The following is a 19324-nucleotide window of genomic DNA, read 5'->3' as shown; positions in this document are numbered from 1 at the left end:
TTTACTGAGTTTGATGTAAAATATGGTAAAAAGGCCGGGAGGGAATGCTAATGAAATTTGTTGTTGCCCCAGATTCTTTTAAAGGAAGTATCTCAGCAATTGAAGCTGCTTCTGCCATGGAGGAGGGGATTAAAAGGGTTTTTGCTGATAGTGAGGTTATTAAGATACCCCTTGCTGACGGCGGTGAAGGTACTGTGGAGGCTTTGGTAACAGCCACTGGTGGTAAGATTATTCATGTAACGGTACTTGACCCTTTAGGCAGAGAAATGGAAAGCTTTTTTGGTATTCTTGGCAACGGTAAAACTGCAGTAATTGAGATGGCTGCAGCTTCGGGACTTCCTCTTTTAAAACCGGAGGAAAGAAACCCATACATAACTACAACATATGGAACTGGACAGCTCATTAAAGCTGCTTTAGATTATGGATGTGATGAGATAGTTATAGGTATAGGTGGAAGTGCAACCAATGACGGTGGTGCAGGGATGGTCCAGGCTTTAGGTGTATCACTGCTGGACAACTGTGGACGTGAGCTTCCCTTTGGTGGAAGAGCTTTAAAGGACTTACATACTATTAATTTGGCTAACATGGATCCCCGATTAAATAAGACAAAAATCACTGCTGCCTGTGATGTCGACAATCCCCTATGTGGTGAAAGGGGAGCAAGTGCAGTCTATGGACCACAAAAGGGAGCTTCTCCTGAAATGGTTAAAGAATTAGATGCTGCTCTTGCTAACCTTGCTGATAAAGTAAAGGAACAAATGGGAGTTGATGTTCTTCATGTTCCTGGGGCTGGAGCTGCAGGAGGCCTGGGAGCAGGTATACTAGCCTTTCTAAAAGGCAATCTTAAGCCAGGAATTAAACTGGTCCTTGATGCTGTTGATTTTGATGAAAAGGTAAAGGATGCTGATTTAGTTTTGACTGGTGAAGGCAGAATAGATGAACAGACTGCTTATGGAAAAGCTCCCATGGGAGTGGCTCAGGTAGCACAAAAATATGGGGTTCCTGTTTTAGCCTTTGGTGGGATACTAGGGGATAATTATGAAAAAGTCTATGAAAAGGGAATAGATTTTGTAAGTGCCAATGTTCAGAGCATTATTTCTTTAGATGAAGCAATAAATAGCGGTTATTCCCTATTAGTTTCAAATACTGAAAGGGCAATGAGGGCAGTTAAAATAGGGATACAGATTGGGGAGATTCCCCGGTAGTTTATTAGGGGTGTATCCCCTTTCACTAATGGAGGTTAATAATGAGATGTATTGTTTTAGGAAAATGGTCTCCCTACCCTAAAGGAAATGAGGCCTGCAGCGGATATTTAATCGAAAATAATGGTACAAGAATTGCTTTGGATTTTGGCAATGGCATCTTCAGTAAGCTGGAACAATACGGATCCTTTTGGAACCTTAATGCAATTATTTGTACCCATCTCCATGCTGACCATAGTGGAGATTTACCCCTTGCAAGAAATGCTGTAAAGTCTGGTATTTTATATAACAAAATCAAAGCAAAAATGCCAGTTTACCTGCCGGGGGAACCGGCATTACAGTATTCTATAATTGATACATACCAGGATGGTCTGCAATTTAATATTATAGAAGATTTGTCAGAAGAAAATCTATACAAGACAGCCCAGGTAGGCTCATTGAAACTAAAATTCTTCAAAGTTGAGCATACTATGCTTGCTTATGGTGTTGAAATTGCAGCTCAAGGGAAAAGGGTTGTATATACAGGGGACACTGAATATTTTCCAAGCTTGATAGATTATGCCATGGATGCAGATTTATTCATTTGTGAAGCCACTGTATTGGAAAAAAATAAGGGTTATGCCGTTGGCAGACACTTAACTGCAAAGCAAGCAGGAGAAATAGCCCGGAGAGCAAAGGTGAAGCAATTCCTGCCGAGTCATTTCTTTCCAGAATATGGTCTTGATTATATAAAAAAAGAGATAGAGGAAGGCTATGGTAGTGGAGTTGCCATGGCAGAAGAAGGAATGATAATTGAAATTTAGGAGGTAATAAACATGCCAAGAGATGATGGAAGAGCTGCAGATCAACTTCGCAAGGTAAAAATTACCAGAAATTACAACAAATTTGCTGAGGGCTCAGTACTAATGGAAATGGGAGATACAAAGGTAATATGTACGGTAACAGTTGAAGATAAAGTTCCCCCTTTTCTAAAGGGTGAAAATAAGGGCTGGATTTCAGCCGAGTACTCAATGCTTCCAAGGGCAACATCAGTCAGGACAATAAGAGAGGCTGCCAGGGGTAAAATTGGGGGTAGAACAATGGAAATTCAAAGGCTTATAGGCAGGGCTATGCGATCTATTGTAGACTTAAGTGGACTTGGAGAAAGAACCCTATGGCTTGATTGTGATGTAATACAAGCTGATGGTGGAACACGTACTGCAAGCATTACTGGCAGTTATGTTGCCTTAATAGATGCATTGTATAGTCTGGTTGAGAAGGGTGACCTGAAAAAAATTCCTGTTATAGATTACCTTGCTGCAATTAGTGTTGGCAAGGTCAATGATGAAATTTTGCTTGATTTAAACTTTCAGGAGGATTCTAATGCCCAGGTGGATATGAATATTGTTATGACTGGGGATGGAAGAATAGTTGAAATTCAAGGAACTGCCGAAGAGTATCCCTTCACAAAACAGGAAATGGATAGTTTATTAAAAATAGCGGAAAAGGGAATCCAGGATCTTGTAGTCATACAAAAAGATGTTCTGGGACCAATAGCAGAGCAAGTAGGTATATGGAGCCAAAATAACAAGGATGAGACACATGTCAAATCATAAAAAAATAGTACTTGCTACCCAAAATCAAGGTAAAATAAAAGAGTTTGCTGCAATGCTTAAAAAAGACTCTCTTGATGTTGATGTCATATCACTGTTGGATATTCCTGATGCTCCTGAAATTATTGAGGATGGAAGCACATTTAGAGAGAATTCTTATATAAAGGCAAAGGCTGTGTGTTCAAAAACCAATCTTATTACCCTGGCAGATGATTCTGGCCTTGAGGTAGATTATCTGGATGGAGCTCCAGGAATTCATTCGGCAAGATTTGCAGGTGAGCCAAGGGATGATAAAAAAAACAATGAAAAGCTTCTAGCATTATTAAAAGATATTCCCTATGAAAAAAGAACTGCACGTTTTAGATGTGCAATTTGTATCATGACTCCAGCCGGAAACTATTTTGAAACTCATGGAACTTGTGAAGGTATTATCGTTGATGAGCCTAAAGGTGAATATGGTTTTGGCTTTGACCCTATTTTTTATCTTCCCCAGTACAAAAAAACACTAGCCCAACTGGACCCAGACATTAAAAACACAATTAGTCACAGGTCGGAAGCTTTTAGAAAGGCTGTAAAAATACTTGCAGATATTTTGAATAAATAATCTTGAACATGATGGGATATCATGTTATAATAACATCCGTTGAAGGCGAAGAAACAAAAGAAAACCAAAAAACCTTTGACATGAAATTGGATTTAGGGTATAATGAATTTTGTCAGTCGCGAGACGACATCCCGAGCGGGTGTAGCTCAATGGTAGAGTTCTGGCCTTCCAAGCCAGTCGCGTGGGTTCGATCCCCATCACCCGCTCCATAAAATGTCTTTGAGCGCCTGTAGCTCAGCTGGATAGAGCAACGGACTTCTAATCCGTAGGCCACAGGTTCGAATCCTGTCAGGCGTACCATATAATTTTAGTAAGTGTAACCGATGGTGGGTGTAGCTCAGTTGGTTAGAGCACCAGATTGTGGCTCTGGGGGCCGTGGGTTCAAGTCCCATCATCCACCCCATATTCAGTTCATCAAGAAATTTTGGGGCGTAGCCAAGCGGTAAGGCAGCGGTCTTTGGAATCGCCACTCGTAGGTTCGAATCCTGCCGCCCCAGCCATTGTACATGAGCCATTAGCTCAGTCGGTAGAGCACCTGACTTTTAATCAGGGTGTCCCGCGTTCGAGTCGCGGATGGCTCACCATTAAAAACTTTAACATGCGGGAGTGGCGGAATTGGCAGACGCGCTAGACTTAGGATCTAGTATCTACCGATGTGGGGGTTCAAGTCCCTTCTCCCGCACCAAACCCAAAAGCACTTGGCACTCAATGAGTTGAGTGTCTTTTTGATTCTGCTAAAGAACTTTTTATAGTTTTATAGGATATAGATATCTGTTTTGCAAGCAAAGTTATTAATTGTAAATAACAAATTACTTTAAAAAGATATTTTCTGAATAGTACAAATAATATTTGACTTTATGGAAAATGTTACATATACTTAAGCTAAGAATATGGTGGTTGTACAAATCTCTCCAAAAAAGAAGGTGATAACCACATGAAGCTTGGCGAAATTGCTAAGGTTTCTTCAGGACTTGTTGTTGCTAGAAAAAAAGCAAATTTAGATCCAAAGTATAAGTATAGAATGCTTACTCTAAGGAGTTTTGAAGAAGAGGGCTGGCTTAACATAAACCATCTAGAAGAGTTTGGAAGTTCTGAGATTATAAAACCTCAATATCTAACTGAAAAAGGTGATATTATTGTGCGGTTAAGCTCTCCTAACACTGCAGTTAGTATTTCTGATGGATTAGAAGGACTTCTCATTCCATCTTTGTTTGCAATAATAAGATTAACTAGTGATAGAATTAATCCGGAATATTTGACTTTATACTTAAACTCAGAAGCAGCAAAAAAACAGTTCATTAAAGAATCATTTGGAACAGCCTTAACTATCATTAGAACCAGTTTCTTAAAAGATTTAGAAATTAAAGAACAATCAGTTGATAAACAAAGGAAACTAGAACATATTACAAGGTTATATCTACAGGAGAAGAAATTACTAAAGGACTTGGCCAGAGAAAAAGAGAAATTATATAGATCCATCTTACAAAAATACTTTGACCCCAGGGAGGAATTATGATGAGTCAAAAATTTACCCAAGATCAGATAAATAATGTGCTGTGGCAGGCATGCGATACCTTCAGAGGAAATATTGACTCCTCTACCTATAAAGATTACATACTGGTTATGCTTTTTATCAAATATCTCAGTGATACATATAAGGAACGCTTAACAGAATATGAAGAAAGATATGCTGGAGACGAAGTTAGGATAAAAAGGGCCTTGGACCGAGAAAGATTTATGATGGATGAAAAATCTACTTTTGATTATCTTTATGATAAAAGAAGCAGCCCTGAGATAGGCGAAACCATCAACAAGGCATTAGCTCAAATAGAAGAAAAAAATAAGACCAAGCTCCGCGGTGTGTTTAAGAATATTGATTTTAATTCAGAAGCGGTACTAGGAAAAGCAAAAGAGAGAAATGCCATGCTAAAAAATATGCTAGAAGACTTTGCCAAGTTAGACCTTAGACCTTCTAAGCTTTCAGGGGATGACGTTATCGGCAATTCCTATGAATTTTTGATTTCCAGATTTGCCTCTGATGCTGGCAAAAAGGGTGGGGAATTTTATACACCTAGTCAGGTATCCGAGCTTTTAGCCAGGTTAGTTAAGCCGGAAGTTAATGATAGAATATATGATCCCACCTGCGGATCTGGTTCGCTGCTGATTAGAGCATATCAGAAAGTTCCTAACGGTAAGGCTCAAATCTATGGCCAGGAAAGAAACGGTCAGACCCAAGCCCTATGCCTGATGAATATGTTCTTACATGGCATAGACGATGCAAAGATTGCCTGGGGAGATACCCTTTCTAATCCCCAACACCTGGAAGATGACAAACTGATGAAATTTCAAGTGGTAGTTGCTAATCCTCCCTTTTCCCTGGATAAATGGGCCATGGGCTTTGCCGGGGAGGGTAGTGATAAGCAGTTTAAAATGGAAGCCTCATTAGATCCATACAGAAGATTTGAATGGGGTGTACCCCCTGCCAGCAAGGGTGATTTTGCCTTTGTCCTTCACATGCTCCACTCTTTAGCTGAAGGAGGCAGGATGGGTGTAGTTCTACCCCATGGGGTATTATTTAGGGGAGCTAGCGAAAAGAAAATTAGAGAGCAGATTATTAATTTAAATCTTTTAGATGCAGTTATTGGCCTTCCAGCAAACCTATTCTTTGGCACAGGTATTCCTGCCACAATCCTGGTATTTAAACAGAATAGGGATAGAAATAAAATTCTTTTTATAGATGCCTCTGGTGAAGGCTATTATGAGAAAGGTAAAAACCAGAATAGGTTAAGAGAAGAGGATATTCAAAGAATTGTAGATGTGTATGACAGATATGAGACTGTAGATAAATTCTCCTATGTGGCCGCAATAGATGAAATCAAAGAAAACGACTATAACCTTAATATACCACGCTATGTTGACACCTTTGAGGAAGAAGAACAGGTGGATATGGATGAGATTAAGGAAAACATCAAGAATATCAAGGCAGAACTGGAAGAAGTGGAAGCCCAAATGGCAAAATACCTTGAAGAGTTAGGGTTGTAGGAGGTGTGGGATATGAGTAATTTTAGAAAGGCTGATTTTAGAGAACATGGATATATGGGGCTTTATGGTGGCCTAACGAGCAAAGAGATTCATTTAAAGAAGGGGCTAAAGAAAGGCCAAAATATCTTAGACCACATGGGCAGTACAGAGCTTGCAGCCAATTTGTTTAGGGCAACTCAGACAGACGAGAAACTGAGAAGAGATAATATTATAGGTAAAAATCTTGCTAACAAAATCCACTTTTATGTAGGTCAAAAGGTAAGAAATACAATTAAAGAATTAGGCGGCACCATGCCTGAGGATTTGCCCACACCATCTCAAAGCATTAAACAGTTGGAAAAGGATAAAAAGAAAAAGCTTACAACAGGTGACGACCAATGAAGCCAGAGATTAAAGAACGGATTGAGATGATTAACAGAGGTGAAGTGCCGGAGGGGTATAAGAAGACGAAGGTTGGAATTATTCCAGAAAATTGGGAAATCAGGAGACTTGGCAGTTTAGGCAAAAGTATTATTGGTTTGACATATTCGCCAAGTGATATTTGTAATGATAATACGGGAACTTTAGTTCTACGTTCTTCTAATATTGAGGGAAATAGACTTGTTTATAACGATAATGTGTATGTTAAGAAGAATATTCCAAATAAATTACTGGTTGAGATTGGTGACATTTTAGTATGTGTTAGAAATGGTAGTAGAGCATTAATAGGAAAGAATGCTTATATATCTGAACAGCACTTAGGACATTCATTTGGCGCTTTTATGTCAGTTTATAGAAGCAAAAACTCACGTTTTATATTTCAACTCCTGCAAACTTACCATTTTAAAAAACAAATATTTGCAAACTTAGGAGCAACAATTAACCAAATAACAACGAAAGATCTAAGCGCTTTTATATTTGCTATGCCACCTCTCGCCGAACAACAAAAAATTGCCTCCATCCTCTCCACCTGGGATAAAGCTATTGAACTAAAAGAGAGGCTTATTGAGCAGAAAAAAGAGCAGAAAAAGGGTCTAATGCAAAACTTGCTTTTTGGTAAAATTCTTTGGAATGATAATGTAAGTCGAGATAGAAAGAAAATACAAACTAGAATAAAAATAATAAAAAATGGAGAAGTCCCTGTGGGATATAAAAAAACCAAAGCTGGCATTATACCCATGCATTGGAATTCTTTAAAGGCAGAGGACTTATTCAAAAATCATACAAATAAAAAACATGATGGTAACTTGGAAGTGTTGTCTGCAACTCAGGATAGAGGAATTATTCCTAGAAGTGAGCTAGACATAGACATTAAATATGATAAAGAGAGTTTAGGAACTTACAAAAAAGTTGAATCTGGTAATTTTGTAATTAGCTTACGATCCTTTCAGGGTGGTATAGAGTATTCAGAGTATGAAGGATTAGTCAGCCCTGCTTACACTGTTATTAAAAACAAAATTGACATGGATAAAGGATATTATAAATATTACCTTAAGACTGAAAACTTTATAAGGAGATTAAATTCAGTTATATATGGTATTAGAGATGGAAAACAAATTGGGTTTAGTGATTTTTCACAGCTATATTTAGTCTATCCACCCGTAACCGAACAAAAAAATATAGCCGGTATAATTAACTATAGTAATACAGAGATTAATCTCCTCGAACAAGAACTAGACCTACTAAGACAACAAAAGAAAGGCCTTATGCAGCTCTTATTAACCGGAAAGGTCAGAGTGTAGGACGGAGGTGAACCATGGTAATTGAAAATGAATTTAATGAATTGAATATTTCCCAGATACCAGCACTAGAAGTCTTGAAAAACTTAGGATATACCTACATCCCTGCAGAGGAAGCAGAAGCTAAAAGGGGAAACCTATATAATGTAATCTTAAAAGACATCCTGCAGGCCCAACTTATAAAGCTTAACAGCTATGAATATAAAGGTAAACACTATCAGTTTTCCATGAAAAACATTCAGCAGGCCATGCAGGATCTTGATGAGGGATTAACTGATGGGCTGGTTAAAACTAACGAAAAAATTTATGACTCACTAATGCTAGGGCGCAGCTATCCAGAGAAGCTGCCTGACAGTGGGGGGGTTAGATCCTTTAGCATTAACTTTATTGACTGGGATACTCCTGTCAACAATCTCTTTCATGTTGTGGAAGAATTTAGAGTGGAAAGAGAAGACGGCCAGGGAACTATCAGACCGGATATAGTGCTGTTTGTAAACGGCATTCCCTTTGCTGTTATTGAGTGTAAAAAATCATCCATTGCAGTGAACCAAGGTATTGAACAAATGATCAGGAACCAGTCCAAGAATTATGCTCCTAACCTCTTTAAGTTTATCCAGGTAGTTATGGCCACCAACAAAAACGAGACTAAATATGCAACCTGTTCTACCCCTAAGAAGTTTTGGACCATATGGAAAGAAGAGCATGAAGGGTGGCTGCAGGGGCAGTTGTCACAGGTGGTAAAGGGAAGAATACCAACCAACCAGGATAAGAACATTGTTTCTCTATTCCATCCTCACAGGCTTTTGGAGCTCACACAGTTTTTTACCCTTTTTGAGAAAAACGTTAAAAAAATAGCCAGATACCAGCAGTACTTTGCCATTAAAGAAATCATCGAAACCATACAGAAGTATGACAGTTCCGGCAATCGGCAATCCGGTGTTATTTGGCATACCCAGGGATCTGGCAAATCCTTGACCATGGTTATGCTGGCCAAATACATATTGTCAGAGCTTATGAAGGTTAACCCTAAAATAATCCTAGTATCAGATAGAATAGATCTAGATAAGCAGATACATCGAGTCTTTACCCATACCAGATTAAAAGCTGCTAGAGCAAGTAGCGGTCAAAACCTGGTAGAACTTATCAATGATAATGGAGCAGATATTATTTCTACTTTGGTCCATAAATTTGATACAGCTTCCAAGAACCAAAAACCAGTACCCTCAAAAGACATCTTTGTATTAGTTGATGAATCCCACCGCACCCAATACGGTGAGCTGCATATCAAGATGAAGCGGGTATTTCCCAATGCATGTTATATTGGCTTTACCGGCACTCCCCTGATGAAAAAAGAAAAGAGCACCATGAGCAAATTCGGAAAGCTTATTCACAAGTACACAATTAAAGACGGGGTAGATGATAAAGCCATTGTTCCACTTCTTTATGAAGGTAAAATGGTTGAACAGACTGTAAACCGTAAGGCCATAGATAACCAACTTGATATCATCACTAGAAACTTAAATCACAAGCAAAAAGATGAGGTAAAGAAAAAGTGGAGCAGGTTTGAAAAAATTGCCTCATCGGAGCAGAGGCTAAGGCTAATTGCCTTTGATATTAATGAACATTTTCTAAATAACTATAAGACTAGGGGCTCCCAATTTAAAGCCATGTTGGCTACTAACTCTAAGATAGAAGCAGTAAAATACCTAGAAGCTTTTGAAGAGTTAGGGGACCTTAACTGTGCAGTAGTCATTTCCCCTCCAGATCAGCGAGAGGGCTATGACGAGTTGGATGAGGAGTCCAAGGACAGGGTACGCAGGTTCTGGGCAAAAATGATGGACAAGTATGGGGATGAAGAAAAATATGAAGACTCTATCAAGGATGAGTTTGTTAATGGTGATGAATTGGATCTCTTGATTGTAGTGGATAAATTACTTACAGGCTTTGACGCCCCAAGGGCAACCCTTCTTTATATTGACAAACCCATGAAGGAACATACCCTGCTGCAGGCAATTGCCAGAGTCAACAGACTATTTGAAGGAAAAGACTACGGCTTTATCATTGATTACAGGGGATTAATACAAGAACTAAATGAAGCCATGGAAGCATATTCAGGTGCAGGCCTGGAAAACTTTGAAGGAAAAGACCTAAAGGGTGCTTTAATAGATGTCATAAATGTAGTGGGTATGTTAAGGCAGGCCTATACTAATCTTATAAATATCTTTGTGCCTGTCAAGAACAAAAATGACAAGGAAGAGTATGAGCTGCTCCTGGCAAATGAGGAAATAAGAAATGATTTCTATGATGCCTTAAGCCTATTTGGCAGGTATCTAGCCATAGCTTTAGAGTCCGAGCATGTCTATAATGCCCTGGGTGATGATGCAATTGCTAAATATAAGAGAGACATTAAGTTTTACCAGGAACTGCGTGCATCAGTAAAACTTAGGTACTCAGACACTATTGACCATAAAGAGTATGAAGCAAAAATGCAAAAGCTCATGGATAACTATATTGCTGCTGAAGAAGTAATTAGAATAACTAATCCGGTAGACATTTTAGATGAAGAAGGCATTGAACAGGAATTAACTAGACTGGAAACCCCAAGGGCAAAAGCAGATGCCATTAGGACTAGAATGTCAAAGAGGATTGAAACAAAATATGATGAAAACCCAGCCTATTACAAGAAGTTTTCAGAACGGATAGAAGAAGTGCTTCAGGAATATAAGGATAAGAGGATATCAGATGCAGAATACTTGAAGAAAATGTCTGATATTATGAAGGACTTCAGGCAGGGGCACTCTGGCACCAAGTATCCTGAAAAAATTAAAAACCATTCCCATGCCCAGGCTTTTTACGGAGTAGTAAAAGAAGTACTTGAAGAAGGAGATAGTTATAAATCTCCAGATGCTGAAAAAGTCAATGAAACAAGAGAGATATACAACTATGAAAACATCCTAGCTGACATAGCAATTGATATAGATATTATCATCGAAAAGCACAGTAAAGTTGACTGGCATGATAATGTTGATGTTCATAATAAGATAGCCCAGGAGATTGATGATCTTCTATATCTCTATGGTAAAAAACACCCCATTGTTCTGGATTATAATCAGATTGACAGAATTATTGAGAACGTAAAAACTGTAGCATTAAGAAGGTATTAGCACATGGAAAAGCATACAATAGCTTATCAAGGAAAAGACATAGAGTTTGAAGTTCTTAGAAAGAATGTAAAGAATGTGAACCTAAACATTCGGCCAGACATGTCCATTGTGGTTTCGGCTAATCCCAAGGTCCCCTTGGAATTTATCAAGGATTTTGTGAAACAAAAATCCCCATGGATTTTAAAAAGTATTAAGTACTTTAAAGAGGTTCAGCCTGAACAATACAATGGCAAAGAGTACGTCAGCGGAGAGACTTTTAAATACCTAGGAAGACAATACAGGTTAAAGGTAGAAGAGGCTGAGCAGGAAAGTATTAAATATCAAAGAGGCTTTATCTTACTTCAGGTACAGGATAAAACAGACTTTAAGATAAAGAGAATACTGGTTCAAAAGTGGTTTAGAGAAAAGGCCGTTGTAAACTTTCATGAGTCTTTGGATAGAGTTTACCCACTGCTAGAAAAATATGGTGTAAAAAAACCGGAGATTAAGATCAGGGATATGAAGAGCAGGTGGGGCTCTTGTAATAGGGCCAAAGGAATAATCACCCTTAACCTTAAACTAGTCAATGCCCCGAAGTATTGTATTGATTATGTAATTCTTCATGAGCTGGTCCACTTTAAATACCGTAATCATGACAATAATTTCTATAACTTTCTTACTTCGTTGATGCCTGACTGGAAACAAAGAAAAGAGATTTTAGATGAAGAAGTTGTGCGAGGGCTGTAATATGAAAGATATCATTGTAATGTAACACAGGTAGAGTTTTTCTTTGAAGGATTGTTTATTAGGTAAGACCGAGGCTAAGTTATATATAATGTAGCTTTAAGTAAAAAGTGGTATAATGTAGTAAATTCTTTTATAACACTCGTGGAGTTGCGTCATGAATAAAGAAAAACTGACAATAGACCAGATAATAGCTCATATGAAAGACAAAAAAGGGATTGCTTTTACAATAGTTGATGAAATAGCAGCCAAGGATTTTCTGATGCATAATAACTATTATTTCAAAGTTAAAGCCTATGCTAAAAACTATGAAAAGTATTTGAAAGGTGATATGGCAGGTAAATATATTAATTTAGAGTTTGCATATCTTCTAGAGCTTTCGAAAATTGATATGTATTTTAGAAGATTAATTATCAAGATGGCACTTGATATAGAACATTTTTTGAAGACACAACTGCTTAGAGATGTAATGGATAATGATCTAGAAGATGGGTATTCAATAATACATGAGTTTTTATCAATGTATCCATATGTTAAGAACAATATTGTGGATAAAATTCAACACTCTGCATGTAGAGACTTAATATTGAAATATGAGAATAACTTTGCAATATGGAATATTATTGAAATCTTGTCCTTTGGAGATTTTATTAAGCTCTATGAGATGTATTATAATAAATACCGGAATAGGGACTCCATGAATAACCATCTGTGGTCTGTTAAATTCCTACGCAATGCAGCTGCACATAATAATTGCTTGCTTAATAGCCTGAGAACTCCATACACTATTAGCATTAATATTAACAAAAATGTGAATACATTTATTTCAAAGATACCAGGTATAGGCAGCGATAGCAGAAAAAAGAAAATGAAAAATCCAATTATTCATGACTTCGTTGTGACTCTGTATGTGTTTAACAGGGTTGTAACCAGCGATAATATTAAAAAGCATACTATGAATGAGTTGAAAGATTTAATTGATAATAGATTTACAGCTAATAAAGAGTATTTTAAATGCAACCAAGTTATTGAGTCTTATTACCACTTTATGAAAAAAATCGTTGACTATTTTTACAAATTATGAATATAATATTATTGACGAACAAAAACTCTTTCGAGTTTTTATCGAGAAGGTGCCTGCGCCTTCTCGATTTTTTGCTATAATAGGCAGGCACAAGTTGTGCCATTTTGTGCCCAAATGCCCAGAATGAAGAAAAAATAAACTTCCAGAGCGTCTGGACAGACGACCTGGAAGTCATTGTACTGCAGTATATTAAGCGTATTCCCCACTGCACCAATAGTTGCAAAATTAGCCTTATTTAGACTTAGGATCTAGTATCTACCGATGTGGGGGTTCAAGTCCCTTCTCCCGCACCAAACCCAAAAGCACTTGGCACTCAATGAATTGAGTGCCTTTTTGATGTGCGCTCAGCATGGTGCTTACTAGCCCAAAAATATGGAGGAATTTAGCCTGCTATGTAGAAAGTGTTTATGTAGCACAAATAAAGCATTGGAGGTTAATCATGGATTTTGTTGTTGATTTTTACTCTTTGCATGAAACTTTTTTAATTAATGTAGCTATAGCTGTAGCTATCTTTATGCTTTTCCTCATATTAAGAAGAATCTTTGTCAACTATATCTTAAAATTAGTTATACGATTCACTGATAAAACTAATACATGTTTGGATACGGCTATCATCAGATCTTTTGAAAAGTCTTTAAGAGTATTTTTTATCATATTAGGTATATATCTATCGTCTTTATATCTTCCCCTGCAGGAAAAACATGATTTAATGTTTTTAGGAATCTGGCGTATTTCCATAATTATTCTAATTGCATGGGGTTTATATAATTTTGTTGGAAATTTCTCAAATATTTTTGCTGAAGTGGAAAACAAACTTGATATAAGTGTTGATAAGATATTAGTGCCTTTCTTTTCCAAAGTTATAAAAGTTGTTATTGTTATTCTTACCTTTGTGTTGATTATAAGTGAATTAGGTTATGATATTAATGGATTTATAGCCGGTCTGGGGTTGGGCGGTCTTGCTATTGCTTTAGCCGCACAAAACACAGCATCTAACATTTTTGGTGGGATTGTGATTATTACTGATAAGCCTTTTTCCATTGGAGATTGGATTGAGTCTCCTAGTGTTGAAGGTACAGTAGAGGATATAAACTTTAGGAGTACTAGGGTTAGAACCTTTGCTGATGCAGTGGTCACTGTACCAAATGCTACTCTAGCAAATCAACCAGTAACGAATTGGACAAGAATGGGTAGAAGAAGAATTACATTTAATTTAGGAGTAACTTATACTACTCCCAGGAAAAAGATACAAGCCTGTGTTTATAAAATCAAATATATGTTAGAGAATCATAAAGATATTCATCAACAGACAATCTTTGTAAGATTTGATAGCTTCAATGACAGCAGCCTCGATATATTTTTATACTTTTTTACTAAAACAACAAACTGGGGAGAATTTCTTAAAGTAAAAGAAGATGTTAATTACAAAATAATGGAAATTTTAGAGGAAGAAGGAGTATCTGTTGCATTTCCAAGTAGGAGTTTGTATTTAGAGACTCCCATTGATATTTCCAAATAGATTATTAACTTTGCTCTTTGCTCCAGACATGGCGATAGTTGCATTTCAAACCATCAACTGAATGCCTGGAAGCTTTTGTGCCGCAAGGCAGTATTAAATTTAATTTTAATTGCTATTTATATATAGTAATGTTAAAATATTAACGTGAATATGCGGCAGTGGCGGAATTGGCAGACGCGCTAGATTCAGGTTCTAGTGAGTGTACGCTCATGGGGGTTCAAATCCCTTCTGCCGCACCATAATCGGAGAGTCTGACCAAAACAGACAAATCAAGGCACTCAGGAAATTGGGTGTTTTTTTGTTTAGCAAAAAACCTACAAAATTTTTGTCGGCAAGCCTTCCAGGTTGGCAACTGATTTTCTTCAGCATCAAAGGAACTAGTAGCCATTGCAGAGGAATCAATACTTCTTCATTGGATATGAAGAAGTATTGCACTTTAATGACCTATAACTTTGGACTATATTGAGGAACGATTCCCAGCCAACCCTTTGTTTTTCCGAAAAGAATCATCTTATCTATAATATTTATTTCCTGCACCAGTAAATCTTTAAATATATCCCGTAGCCTGTCATTTGTAAAACATTGCTTAAGGGCTAAAGCATGCATCCAGGCGGCACCTATCATTCCGGTGAAGAGAATCCTAAACATATAGGAATCCTCCATATTTGTAGTTCCAGTACTAGCTATCACAGCTGGAGGCCTTTGTGGTAGTGGGACACCGAATTTGATAAGCTCTTGCTCTAGTTTTTTTACTTGAATCTTCAGTGTATCCTGTAGACCTTTTTTCAATAAGGTTTTAAAGTCAGAATCATTTGTGTGCTGAACCCAGTACTGTGTTTGATAAATGTTATCATATCTGAAAGTGAGATGATCCCACAGATGAAAGATTTCTCCAGTGTCAGCTTTTTCCCTTTGTGAAACAGGAATATTGGGGTATATGGGAGGTATGCCTATCCAACCCTTTAGTTTTAAATACTTGATTAAGATATCCAGATCACCTATAATATCTGTAAGAAATTTGATGAACATAGCTCTGATTGCATCATTGGTAGTTGAATTGCGAATGGATTTAAACAGCAGTTCTACTTGCTCCTGCAGAAAGAGCAATAAATATTTACCTATATTTTCATCAGTCAGCAACTCTGAATTAGTGGCTACGGCCAACTTATCTGCTCTTGGCTGAGTGGGACCATCAATGGAATACTTTCTTAACTCTTTTTCTAGATCTTTGGAGCGTTTTTTGTACTTATCTATGGCCCTTTGCAAGATTATATTTAAATCCGGGTCGTGTACATATACACCCCATATTTGCGCCATGTCAATTCCAGCATAAGTAACATTGGTCATATCCCATAGGACATAAGCTTCCTCAACATTAAGCTGTGCTTGTCTTGCATCTTTTTTTGCACCTATATTTAGAACCATTTTTATCCTCCTGCATAAAAAAGTTAGAATCAAATTTTTTAGGTAATATTAGTATGTACTGTTTGCTTAAAACTTTTACAAGTAAATATCGGCATATATGCCAGTAAACCATGATTTAAATAATCAATTAAATCATATATGAGGGCAGGAATGTCCCCAGCTAGGGAAAGGGGACACACCTGCTGAAGTCTGGGATATTCCTGGGGACAGGAATGTCCCCAACTAGTGGGGATTAACAGGCTATAAGCTCGAAATAAGTGCGGCTAAGGTTCAGGTGGGGTTTTAACCCCACCTGAACCAAGTCTTTTTTAAAATCTGGACATGTTGTGATAAACTAATCATATGCAATTTTAAAAAATAAATGAAAGCAGGGGATATATATGCCAAAAAAAACCGTTGATGTTAAAGCATCATTAAAAGATGGATTTACTGTTGATGTCGAGGCAAGAAATTTTAAAATGGCAATTGACCAGCCAGAAGCTATGAAGGGCAAGAATGAGGGACCAACACCCCTTGAATACTTCTTTTTCTCCCTTGCAGGATGTATATGTACTATTGGTAGAATTATGGCAATGCAAAAGAAACTTGAGTTGAGGGGAATGGAAGTTAGAATAGAGGGTGATTTAGATACAGATGTTTTACTGGGCAAGGATCAATCTCAACGACCAGGATTTCAAGATATTAGGGTCTATACTAAGATTGATGCTCCCATGACCAGGGAAGAAAAGGAGGCTTTTCTTAAGGAAATTGATAACCGTTGTCCCATATCTGATAATATTGAACATGTCTCATCAATCAAGCTTGTTGTTGAAGAATAAGAGGCAAACTAAAACATAACAGGTATTATAAAATAAGCCCTATTGGAGGTTATTTAATAGCCCCAATAGGGTTTTATAATACTACTTTCAAATCTATAAATAGCAGGAGGATTTTTATAATACTTTGGATAATAGTTCACTAATATATGTAACTTGCGTTTTAAGGAGGGAGCAGCTTTGCATGCAACAAAAATTATAGAAGAAACTAAATTTCAACTAGCCAGTATTCCGTGCATATATATAAGACCGGCTGATCAAGAAAAAGAACGCCCTACCATATTCGTTTATCATGGGTGGTCTTCTCAAAAAGAAAACTACCAATTCATGGCAAGAATCCTGGCCTTTCATGGTTATGGGGTTATGGTTCCAGATGCTCCATACCACGGGGAAAGGGGTATTTTAGAATATGAAAATGTACACGTTATGGAGCAGAAATTCTGGAGGATAGTAATAAGAGCAGTAGATGAATTTAAGTTGCTTCTGGAGGAAGCTCATGAAAAGCTAGGTATCAATTCTCAGAAAGTAGCAGTTATGGGAAGTTCAATGGGCGGTATAATTGCCAGCGGCATCTTTGCCAAGGATACAAGAATTAAAACCTTAATTAACATGAATGGAGCTTGTGCATGGGAGGACGCTGAAAAGAGAGTAAGAATTTTAAGGTGTGTGGATAGAGCAGTCAGTATTGGTATAGAAGAGCTGCGTCAGTATGACCCTATGAGTCACTTAGAAGCTCTTTATCCAAGACCTATCCTAATACAGCATGGTGACTGTGATACTTCAATACCTGTTGAAACCCAGTGGCACTTCTATAATGAAGCAGCTAGGATGTATAAAAACAGACCAGATAATCTAAGATTGACAGTTATAAAAAATCTGAACCACCATAAAACCATAGGCATGTTGGAAGAAGTTGTAGATTGGCTCCAATGTCATCTTTAATTCTTATAACCAATTACCTAAACAAAGACTCTAGCACCCAGGTTAAAAATGTAAATTCAATGTAATTAATATCTAATTCGATAAAATTAGACAAAATTAGACAAAATTATAGAAGGAATAAATAATTTAAATGACGAATAATGAAGAATCATGTAGTACCATAATCCCAATAACCGTGGGACTATAAAACTAAAAAAATCTGAAAAAGGCAAAGTTGTCGAAAGACAGTGACTGCAAAGCTATGGGTCTAAAGTTGTTAAGTGGAACTATACCATAAACAACCATGATTGCCAGGCTGCCAGCCATAAAGCTTAATTAAGCATAAATTGGACTGGTCTAATTATGACAAGTCCAATTTTTTTACATTACTAGATAAGTATAAGTTTTACAAAGTTATATTTATTTATACATAACAATATAAAAGGGTTTGTAATATACAGGACTTATGCAGTTGATGGAAAATAACACCAAAGCATAATCCAAAAATATTTTCAAAATGCAACCAGATAATCCCAAAAACACTTGACAATTGCAAAATGTCCCCATAATCGAAATGGATGGTATTATTTACCATACCCTAACGATATGGGTGATGCAAATGAAAAAATTGTGTAAACCAACTTTCAAAGAGAAGGATCACGGTCAAGGTGCCGGGATTCCAGTACTTAAGACCATCTGGGATTTGTTTGATCTTTCTTTGCTCTTTTCTCAAACAGGAATCCGTAAGCACTCCGGGGTTCCAACATGGCTTTTGGCTTTTGCCTACATCTGTGGTCTGGTAAGTAATGCGAGCTCTGCAAACCAAAATGCTAAGTTTTCAGCGGATGCCCCTTTCTTAAAACAGCTTCTTTCCGGGCAATTAATCTCGCAGAGTGCCTTCAGCCGGTTCCTGTCTAAGCCTTTTCAGTGGCTTCAGTTCTCTATTGGTAGAATTTCTAGACTGCAGGAACGTACAGAGACCCGGTTGACCGACGGTGATATAATTGCCTTAGACGATACTAAAATTGAACATCCTTATGGTAAAAAAATCCCCTTTCTCTGTTGGCTTTTTGATAGTTCAGATAAGCGACATGTATGGTGCATTAATCTTGTATCGACTCTAGCTGTCTTAAAAAACGGCCTTGAATATCCTATGTTGTGGCGTTTCTGGGTTAAAAAAGACCAGGATAATGAAAAACAAACCAAACTCAATCTTGCTATAGAGATGTTAAAAGAGCTACGTCAATTTAACAACGCTAGACTATGGGTTGCCATGGACCGCTGGTTTTTATGCAAGAAGTTTTTAACTTGGCTTATGGATAACAATTTTGATTGGGTTACCAAGGCTAAACGCAACACAGTATTATTTAGGAAAATCTATGACCCTGTTCTAGGTAAGGAGCGCTTTGTCAAACTTAATGCTAAACAATTACTGCAAGAGATTTATCCTAAAATTAGGGTTATTGGCAAAAACTCAGTTCTTAGTATTCCCGACATTTACATCAAAGTGCCTTA

General features: G+C 37.3%; 15 protein-coding genes, 7 tRNA genes, 1 pseudogene and 1 riboswitch. Of the genes and pseudogenes, 22 read left to right on the top strand and 1 reads right to left on the bottom strand.

What is annotated here, in order from left to right:
- Positions 1-50: 50 nt before the first annotated feature.
- The 19 genes and pseudogenes from K364_RS0108615 (at position 51) to K364_RS0108525 (ending at position 14887) form a co-directional block, all read left to right on the top strand.
- Positions 51-1205: a glycerate kinase gene (locus K364_RS0108615; protein WP_028307695.1), complete on the top strand. Its 1155-nt coding sequence runs from the start codon at positions 51-53 to the stop codon at positions 1203-1205.
- A gap of 41 nt (positions 1206-1246) precedes the next feature.
- The gene (locus K364_RS0108610; protein ID WP_028307694.1) at positions 1247-2005 is read left to right on the top strand and encodes an MBL fold metallo-hydrolase; all 759 of its coding nucleotides are present in this window, start codon (positions 1247-1249) and stop codon (positions 2003-2005) included.
- A 12-nt stretch (positions 2006-2017) separates the two neighbouring features.
- Positions 2018-2797: a ribonuclease PH gene (rph, locus tag K364_RS0108605; RefSeq protein ID WP_028307693.1), complete on the top strand. Its 780-nt coding sequence runs from the start codon at positions 2018-2020 to the stop codon at positions 2795-2797.
- Positions 2784-3398 carry an XTP/dITP diphosphatase gene (locus K364_RS0108600; RefSeq protein ID WP_035268427.1) on the top strand — a complete coding sequence of 205 codons (615 nt, stop codon included), beginning with the start codon at positions 2784-2786 and terminating at the stop codon, positions 3396-3398. The genes rph and K364_RS0108600 overlap by 14 nt, the downstream gene beginning before the upstream one ends.
- Positions 3399-3533: 135 nt before the next feature.
- Positions 3534-3607, top strand: a tRNA-Gly gene (locus K364_RS0108595).
- A 14-nt stretch (positions 3608-3621) separates the two neighbouring features.
- A tRNA-Arg gene (locus tag K364_RS0108590) sits at positions 3622-3698 on the top strand.
- A 26-nt stretch (positions 3699-3724) separates the two neighbouring features.
- Positions 3725-3801: transfer RNA gene (locus tag K364_RS0108585), tRNA-His, on the top strand.
- A gap of 22 nt (positions 3802-3823) precedes the next feature.
- Positions 3824-3898, top strand: a tRNA-Gln gene (locus tag K364_RS0108580).
- A gap of 8 nt (positions 3899-3906) precedes the next feature.
- Positions 3907-3982 (top strand) — tRNA-Lys (locus tag K364_RS0108575).
- Between the two features lie 16 nt (positions 3983-3998).
- Positions 3999-4083: transfer RNA gene (locus tag K364_RS0108570), tRNA-Leu, on the top strand.
- 249 nt (positions 4084-4332) lie between these two features.
- Positions 4333-4914: a restriction endonuclease subunit S gene (locus K364_RS0108565; RefSeq protein WP_028307691.1), complete on the top strand. Its 582-nt coding sequence runs from the start codon at positions 4333-4335 to the stop codon at positions 4912-4914.
- Positions 4914-6440: a type I restriction-modification system subunit M gene (locus K364_RS0108560; protein WP_028307690.1), complete on the top strand. Its 1527-nt coding sequence runs from the start codon at positions 4914-4916 to the stop codon at positions 6438-6440. The genes K364_RS0108565 and K364_RS0108560 overlap by 1 nt, the downstream gene beginning before the upstream one ends.
- Positions 6441-6470: 30 nt before the next feature.
- A pseudogene (gene dinD / locus K364_RS0108555) lies at positions 6471-6821 on the top strand (DNA damage-inducible protein D); the annotation flags it as partial.
- Positions 6818-8161 carry a restriction endonuclease subunit S gene (locus K364_RS25520; RefSeq protein WP_051533889.1) on the top strand — a complete coding sequence of 448 codons (1344 nt, stop codon included), beginning with the start codon at positions 6818-6820 and terminating at the stop codon, positions 8159-8161. The pseudogene dinD and the gene K364_RS25520, both read left to right, overlap by 4 nt.
- A gap of 14 nt (positions 8162-8175) precedes the next feature.
- Positions 8176-11322, top strand: a complete 3147-nt coding sequence (locus K364_RS0108545; protein ID WP_028307688.1) for a type I restriction endonuclease subunit R — start codon at positions 8176-8178, stop codon at positions 11320-11322.
- A 3-nt stretch (positions 11323-11325) separates the two neighbouring features.
- Complete coding sequence (locus K364_RS0108540) at positions 11326-12048, top strand: M48 family metallopeptidase (RefSeq protein WP_028307687.1); 723 nt, start codon at positions 11326-11328, stop codon at positions 12046-12048.
- Between the two features lie 154 nt (positions 12049-12202).
- Complete coding sequence (locus K364_RS0108535; protein WP_028307686.1) at positions 12203-13129, top strand: Abi family protein; 927 nt, start codon at positions 12203-12205, stop codon at positions 13127-13129.
- Between the two features lie 439 nt (positions 13130-13568).
- Positions 13569-14648, top strand: coding sequence for a mechanosensitive ion channel family protein (locus K364_RS0108530; RefSeq protein WP_028307685.1), 1080 nt, complete (start codon positions 13569-13571; stop codon positions 14646-14648).
- Between the two features lie 152 nt (positions 14649-14800).
- Positions 14801-14887, top strand: a tRNA-Leu gene (locus tag K364_RS0108525).
- Positions 14888-15092: 205 nt separating this feature from the next.
- On the opposite strand, the gene K364_RS0108520 is transcribed toward K364_RS0108525, so the two are convergent.
- On the bottom strand, positions 15093-16073 hold the full coding sequence (locus tag K364_RS0108520; RefSeq protein ID WP_028307684.1) for a DUF3231 family protein: 981 nt from the start codon (positions 16071-16073) through the stop codon (positions 15093-15095).
- A gap of 380 nt (positions 16074-16453) precedes the next feature.
- Here K364_RS0108520 and K364_RS0108515 point away from each other — a divergent pair, with 380 nt between their 5' ends.
- The 3 genes from K364_RS0108515 to K364_RS23310 all read left to right on the top strand — a co-directional run.
- A complete protein-coding gene (locus K364_RS0108515; protein ID WP_028307683.1) occupies positions 16454-16891 on the top strand; it encodes an OsmC family protein in 438 nt (145 codons plus the stop codon).
- 177 nt (positions 16892-17068) lie between these two features.
- Positions 17069-17830 carry an alpha/beta fold hydrolase gene (locus K364_RS0108510; RefSeq protein WP_028307682.1) on the top strand — a complete coding sequence of 254 codons (762 nt, stop codon included), beginning with the start codon at positions 17069-17071 and terminating at the stop codon, positions 17828-17830.
- A gap of 197 nt (positions 17831-18027) precedes the next feature.
- Positions 18028-18133: riboswitch (cyclic di-GMP riboswitch) on the top strand.
- Between the two features lie 295 nt (positions 18134-18428).
- Positions 18429-19324: transposase (locus tag K364_RS23310; protein WP_242841673.1), on the top strand; the 896-nt coding region annotated here is incomplete at its 3' end.

Origin of the sequence: Desulfitibacter alkalitolerans DSM 16504 (genome assembly GCF_000620305.1) — a bacterium.
Lineage (GTDB): Bacteria > Bacillota > DSM-16504 > Desulfitibacterales > Desulfitibacteraceae > Desulfitibacter > Desulfitibacter alkalitolerans.
Note: the sequence above shows the minus strand (reverse complement) of the source record. Positions and strands in the feature narration are given on the sequence as shown.

Excerpts from the sequence above, each read along its gene's own strand:
- K364_RS25520 (WP_051533889.1), top strand. The coding sequence starts at position 6,818 with ATGAAGCCAGAGATTAAAGAACGGATTGAGATGATTAACAGAGGTGAA.
- K364_RS0108560 (WP_028307690.1), top strand. The coding sequence starts at position 4,914 with ATGAGTCAAAAATTTACCCAAGATCAGATAAATAATGTGCTGTGGCAG.
- rph (WP_028307693.1), top strand. The coding sequence starts at position 2,018 with ATGCCAAGAGATGATGGAAGAGCTGCAGATCAACTTCGCAAGGTAAAA.
- K364_RS0108515 (WP_028307683.1), top strand. The coding sequence starts at position 16,454 with ATGCCAAAAAAAACCGTTGATGTTAAAGCATCATTAAAAGATGGATTT.
- K364_RS0108530 (WP_028307685.1), top strand. The coding sequence starts at position 13,569 with ATGGATTTTGTTGTTGATTTTTACTCTTTGCATGAAACTTTTTTAATT.
- K364_RS0108610 (WP_028307694.1), top strand. The coding sequence starts at position 1,247 with ATGAGATGTATTGTTTTAGGAAAATGGTCTCCCTACCCTAAAGGAAAT.
- K364_RS0108535 (WP_028307686.1), top strand. The coding sequence starts at position 12,203 with ATGAATAAAGAAAAACTGACAATAGACCAGATAATAGCTCATATGAAA.
- K364_RS0108540 (WP_028307687.1), top strand. The coding sequence starts at position 11,326 with ATGGAAAAGCATACAATAGCTTATCAAGGAAAAGACATAGAGTTTGAA.
- K364_RS0108600 (WP_035268427.1), top strand. The coding sequence starts at position 2,784 with ATGTCAAATCATAAAAAAATAGTACTTGCTACCCAAAATCAAGGTAAA.
- K364_RS0108565 (WP_028307691.1), top strand. The coding sequence starts at position 4,333 with ATGAAGCTTGGCGAAATTGCTAAGGTTTCTTCAGGACTTGTTGTTGCT.
- K364_RS0108520 (WP_028307684.1), bottom strand. The coding sequence starts at position 16,073 with ATGGTTCTAAATATAGGTGCAAAAAAAGATGCAAGACAAGCACAGCTT.
- K364_RS0108615 (WP_028307695.1), top strand. The coding sequence starts at position 51 with ATGAAATTTGTTGTTGCCCCAGATTCTTTTAAAGGAAGTATCTCAGCA.
- K364_RS0108545 (WP_028307688.1), top strand. The coding sequence starts at position 8,176 with ATGGTAATTGAAAATGAATTTAATGAATTGAATATTTCCCAGATACCA.